The sequence below is a fragment of the Leptolyngbya sp. FACHB-36 genome, assembly GCF_014695955.1.
Lineage (GTDB): Bacteria > Cyanobacteriota > Cyanobacteriia > Leptolyngbyales > Leptolyngbyaceae > FACHB-36.
Window position 1 is genome coordinate 1 of sequence record NZ_JACJPG010000095.1, and the last position, 2,549, is coordinate 2,549.

The window sequence follows — 2,549 nt, forward strand, 5'->3', positions numbered from 1 at the left end:
GCTCTGTTTGAGACACGTCCTGCGATCGACACGCTATCAGCGTCAGGCTAAGCAGTAGAAACGTCAGCAACCGGTTCATGATAAGTGGTAGGGCAACGGCTCCCTACCACAGTAGCGAATCTCCAGTCAGGCGGCTCAGTTTCTACGGATTAGGAGCCTGAGCGGGTGGATTGGCACGATCCAGAACTTGCTGCACCGCTGGGCTAGGTGAGTAGCCAAACGTGCTGGCATCGGAATCGTCCAGCACCCGCGGCGTCACTAGCACAATCACTTCCCGCCGACCCTGTTCTTTCACCGTGCGGCGGAACAGGGCACCCAGAAGCGGTATATCGCCTAAAATCGGCACTTTGGATACAGTGACGCGATCTTGGTCCTCAATAATGCCAGAGAGCAGCAGCGTTTGACCATCGCGCAGGCGCACCTGTCCTGACTCTAGCCGACGTTCCGACAGCAGCGTTACAACGTTGCTCGTGGGTCCGCCGCCACCAGTCCCTGGAAATTGCACCGAAACAGCATTGTCCGGGCGAGTAATTGACGGAGCAATCGACAGACTGACGAAGCCGTTGTCGTCGATGCGATCAACCCGAATCGGCAGAATTAGCCCCGCCCGTCCTTTTTCAACCTCAACGGTAATCTGCGTCGAGTTTTCCGTAGCGGTAACTTGCTGCCGCAGGTTCGTCACGACCTCTTGCGTCAGGTTAACCGTTGCGGTTTGGCCTTCCTGCACTAGCAGCGTCGGATCGGTGAGAATTTTGGCGTTGCCATTGGTCACAGAGGCCTGTAGCTGGGCAAGAAAACTTCGGACAAAGTTTGTTGCACCAAAAGAAGTGATGGCTGCGGGAAAGAGCGGCACGTTTTCAGGTGCTAGACCTGCTGAGGCGGGAGAACGTCGCCCGAAATTGAGCACCGCAACGCCGCCCTCACTTAGAAACTGATTGGAGTCAACTCCGAACGAGAAGCTGGTGCCAAAGCGCTCAGCCGCTGCTAGGTTGACATCAACCACCCGTACGTTGACCGTCACTTGACGGCGTCGGACATCCAACTGGGTGAGTTGGGCAGTTGCCACTTCCACCAGTCGGGGATTGCCCACCAGCGTAATCTGATTGGTTCGTTCATCGCCTGATACTTGCAGACCGCGCAGCAGTGGGGTTGAGTCGCGGTAATCCACCCGCTGAGTTTCTACCCGCGATTCTGTTGTGGTTTGGGACTGCGTCACGGAATTCTGGGCACCACCCGCAAGCTGTCCCACAGGAATTGCCGTTAGTTGAACCACTTGTCGCTCGCGGCTAACGGCACTTTCTGCACCAAGCGATACGAGAAAATTCAGCGCATTGGTAATTGGAACCTGATTCAGCCGAACGCTTCGTACGACAAAGTTGCGGGCAGCGTTGGGCAGTCGCGGTCCAACGAAAATGGTGCGTCCGACGCGATTGGCTTCCAGGTTTGCCAACCGAATCACATAGTTGAACACATCCTGCACCGACTCATTCTCGATGTCCAGCGTCACTTTTGGACCTTCGGCAGCACCCTGTTGCTGCTGCTGTTGCTGCTGTCCGGTTGTGGGTGGATCTACGTAGGCAATATTCAAACCCGCTGCCCGTGCCAGCAGTGACAGCACTTCGCGTGCTGGAGCATCGCGCAGAACCAAGCGAGGAATGCGTTCGCCCGTGCCTAAATTAATCGAGCCAGCGGAGGCGTCCGTCTGTGCGGCAGAGATGTCGCCAACGGGTGGGGCGATCGCTCGTGGACGAGTCGGTCCAACTGGAGCAGGCGCAGGTCCCTGAATCGTAATTTCAGGATTGGGCACCAGTGGTGCATTGGGTGAGGCAGGCGATGGAGCAGGGCTTGACGGCGTCTGCGGTGCAGGCGCTTGCGCAATTGGCGGTACTGCTACCGATCTCGACGGAGCTGGAGTCGCCTGCGGCGGCGTTGCCAGCACCGATCGTGGTGCTGCCGCAGCCTGTGGTGGTGGTACTGCTACCGATCGTGGTGGGGTAGCGGCCTGCGGCGCAGGTACCGAAACCGATCGCGGCGATCCTGGAAGCGAAGCTGGGACAGCGGGTGCGGGCGCAAGCGCTTGGGCAGAACCCGCTCGACTGAGGCTTAAAATCAGTCCACCTTGAGCTGGACGCACCACCTGACCAACTGGAGCAGTTGCCTGTCCAGTGACGGTAATGCGAATACTGCTAGAGTCCAGCGGAGCCACAGTAACCAACGAGATTCCCCCAGTGGGGTTTGCTTGTCGGAAGCTGCTACCGCCCGGAAGCTTTAACTGCGAGTTGGTGACATCTGCTGTCCAGCTATTGCCTCGGTTGACCGCGAAGACCTGGGGACGATCGCCGTTTCGCGTTTGCAGCACCACATCCACCCCGTTCGCGGTAGGATTGACGCGCACGGCGGTCACCTGTACGGGTGCTGCCACTGCAGGTTGGACGGCTATTAGCACAGCGGCTCCACCCAACATGATTCTGTTGAATCCTTGAAACTGTTTCACAATTCATTCCTCACTCAAACAAAACACGGTTGAATATAGAGCCGCAAGACGGTTA

Annotated in this window: 1 protein-coding gene; it reads right to left on the reverse strand. The window is 57.6% G+C overall.

From position 1 onward, the window contains the following. Positions 1 to 142: 142 nt before the first annotated feature. Positions 143 to 2,494 (reverse strand): AMIN domain-containing protein, encoded by a 2,352-nt coding sequence (locus H6F43_RS01310; protein ID WP_347272359.1) that lies wholly within the window; start codon positions 2,492 to 2,494, stop codon positions 143 to 145. Between the last annotated feature and the right edge of the window lie 55 nt (positions 2,495 to 2,549).